The following is a 2,450-nucleotide window of genomic DNA, read 5'->3' as shown; positions in this document are numbered from 1 at the left end:
GTCGGGGATGTGGAGACTGGCGGATGTGCCGGCACCGTCGAAGCCGAGCCGCCGGCCTGCGGGTCCGCTGCCAAGAGCTGGGACAGCCGGCGGGCGATCGCCTCCCCCGCTGCCGGCGAGGCTCCCGCCGGCCCATGGACCGCGACGGCGAGAACAGCTCGCGGGGCCGCCGCGCCGGGCCCCACCAGCTCGGCCGGCCAGACCTCGACCCGTTCCGTGATCGAGCGCAGGGCCTCCCGCACCCGCGGACGGGCCAACGGCCCATCGGGGGTGGTGGGCCGGCGCAGCGCCGTCAGGGCGAAATCGGCAGGCGACTCCCCCCGCCCCCCACGCTCCGGCGCGTCCACGGCGGCGACTGCGCGATCGGCCTCGGCGGCGGCAACTGGACCGACCGGCATGTCGACGCCGCCGGGACCGACCTTCAGGCTGGTCGAGTACGGGCCGGCGACGTCGATCACCACCGAGTCCAGGCCGAGCCGGACCGCCTCCGCCCAGGCATCCGGGGCGGTCACCGGGACGGGGCGGGCTGCCTCGCGCCAGGCGGCGAGCGTCGTCACACTGGAGAAGATCGGCAGAGCGCTGGCGCCGGCGGGGGTACGCAGCGTGGCCAACGCCATCTCGCTGGTCTTGTCGGCGCCGGTGGTGGCGTCAGTCGAGGTGAGCATGGCCTCGATCGCGACGAAGACCCGGGCCCGGCGCAGGGCGTCGGTCAGGGCGGCAGGGTCGACGCGACCGGTCGGGCCACCGGCGGCGAGCACCCGGACGAGGGTCTCGTCGGCCGCCCCGTCGTCTCCCTGCCCGGCCGGAGTCAGCAGATGGCGTGCCATTCTTCGCAGCCTAGACGAGTCATTCCGAATCATTTTAGTTACTCTGGGTAACTGCTCGCCAACCGCATCGGCGCCACGCGACCACTGCCGCCCGCCAGCCCGGTTTCCGGCCGTGTCGCGGCCAGATCATGCCGAGGCCTACGCACGGTTTTCGGTCGAAAACCGCAACTAAACCTCGGCGCGATTCCGCACACAAGTGACCACGGAAAGATACGAATGATGTGGCGGCCAGTGCGCACGCCAAGCCTCGAGCCGACCCTGCCCCACCGATCGTTCCCGCGGTTGCCCAGGCCGGACCGACACGAGCAGCCGCCAGCCCATCAGCGCTGTGAATCAGCTCCCCGAGGACCATGCCGCGACGCGGGCGTCAACGGCCGGGGCGGCAAGTGCGGGGCGGGCCAGCACCGCCGCCGGATGGGAGCCGGGCAGCGGGGCGGTGGCGATCGCACCGGCGAGCCGCTGGAACGCGAACCGGGTCCGCCGTCGCAGGCGGAACCAGTTGATCGGACGGCTGTCGGCGAGCCCCGAGTCGAACGGCACCGGAACCGTCATATATGCCCGGTCCTCCAGATGGTCCAGGCGCATCCGGGCGCTGCGGCTGAGCCGGGACGGGTAGGTCTCCACGATGGCGACGATGACGGTCGCGGCGAGATCACCGCGGCCGGCCGCGGTGAGCGCGGTCAGCGCGTCGTCCGCACTCGCGATCTCGGCCTCCCCGGCGCGGACGGTCAGCACGAGCAGGTCGGCGCGGGCGAGCAGGGTGGCGGGGACGGGCTGGTTCCAGCCCGGCGGAGCGTCCGCGACGACGGCCGGGTACCAGTGGCCGAGCAGATCCAGCGCCCAGGCCAGCTCCTCGGGCAACAGGCCGGGGCCGGCAAGGTCACGCATTCCGGCCAACACCTCCAGCCCACCCGACCCGTCGGAGGCCAGGAAGCGGCGGACGTCCTCAAGCGAGGAGACCGGCGGGACCGCGCCGGCCAACTCCCGCAGGCCGACCCCCGGGGGCATGAGGCCGACCCGGTGCGCAAGCAGCCCGCACTGGTCGGGGGAAGCGTCGACGGCCACGACCCGGTGGCCGTGGTGCGCAGCCATCGCCAGGCCGACCCCGGCGGCGACGGTCGTCCGCCCGCCGCCGCCGCCGAACCCGCCGACCAGCACGCGCCGGCCCCCGGTCCGCGGACGCTGGTGGGCGAGCCCGTCGGCGCCCACCGGAGCCGTGCTCGCCACCGGTGCGGGCGCGGGCTGCTGGGCAATGCCGGTGGCCCGGGGCGCGACAAAGGAGCCCGCCGTTCGGACCGGTGCCGCGAGGACCCGCCGGACCGGCATGTTCGGCGCAGGCGGGGGAAGCGCGGGTGCCGTGGAGATCGGCTCCGCCCACGGGCCGAGGACGGTGAACGCCTCACCGGCCCGCCGCCGGTCACCGGTCGCCGGATCTCCGTCACGGGGAGTGTTATCGCCGCCGGGCGAGGTGTCATCGGGCCGGGGGCCGTCGCCGCTCAGGGGGACGTCTCCGGTCCAGGTCGGGTCTGGGGTCTGGTGGATCTCGGCCGGGGCGAGGGCCGCGCCGGGGCGGTTGACGTCGAAACGGCTCGCCTCGCCCCAGTGCAACGGGGTGGGCTCCGC

2 protein-coding genes are annotated in these 2,450 nt (G+C 74.7%); both read right to left on the bottom strand.

The features are described from left to right. On the bottom strand, positions 1-827 hold an 827-nt coding region (locus tag NBZ83_RS31630), incomplete at its 3' end, for an SseB family protein (RefSeq protein ID WP_261576453.1). 333 nt (positions 828-1,160) lie between these two features. Beyond that, on the bottom strand, positions 1,161-2,450 hold a 1,290-nt coding region (locus NBZ83_RS31625), incomplete at its 5' end, for a MinD/ParA family ATP-binding protein (RefSeq protein WP_261576452.1).

Source organism: Frankia gtarii, from assembly GCF_025403375.1.
Taxonomy (GTDB): domain Bacteria; phylum Actinomycetota; class Actinomycetes; order Frankiales; family Frankiaceae; genus Frankia; species Frankia gtarii.
The sequence above is the reverse complement of the archived record's forward strand: the minus strand, read 5'-3'. Positions and strand labels throughout refer to the sequence as shown.